Here is a 561-nt window from a genome sequence, read left to right as displayed (position 1 = left end):
GCACACGGTTTCAGGTTCTGTTTCACTCCGCTTCCGCGGTGCTTTTCACCTTTCCCTCACGGTACTGCTTCACTATCGGTCGCTAGGGAGTATTTAGCCTTGGCAGATGGTCCTGCCGGATTCCGACGGGGTTTCACGTGTCCCGCCGTACTCAGGATCCCTCTAGGCTTGCGCTTGTTTTTGGCTACGGGGCTGTTACCCTCTTTGCCGAGCCTTTCCAGACTTCTTCACCTAACAAGCATGGGCCACGTTGAGGTCCTACAACCCCAGGGAGCAAGCTCCCTGGTTTGGGCTAATCCGCTTTCGCTCGCCGCTACTGACGGAATCACTTTTGTTTTCTTTTCCTCCAGGTACTTAGATGTTTCAGTTCCCTGGGTATGCCTCCATTGTAGCTATGTATTCACTACAAGGTGACTGCGCATTACCACAGCCGGGTTCCCCCATTCGGACATCCCCGGATCGAAGCCTGCTTACGGCTCCCCGAGGCATTTCGTCGTTCGCCACGTCCTTCTTCGGCTCCTAGCGCCTAGGCATCCTCCGTGTGCTCTTTCTAGCTTAACC

At 55.1% G+C, this 561-nt stretch carries 1 rRNA gene; it reads right to left on the bottom strand.

Going from position 1 to position 561, the window contains the following annotated elements:
* Nucleotides 1-561: ribosomal RNA gene (locus B5M42_RS25135) — 23S ribosomal RNA — on the bottom strand; the annotation flags it as partial.

The sequence above is a fragment of the Paenibacillus athensensis genome (assembly GCF_004514475.2).
In the GTDB taxonomy this organism is placed as follows: domain Bacteria; phylum Bacillota; class Bacilli; order Paenibacillales; family NBRC-103111; genus Paenibacillus_AL; species Paenibacillus_AL athensensis.
This window is presented reverse-complemented; position numbering and strand designations above follow the sequence as displayed.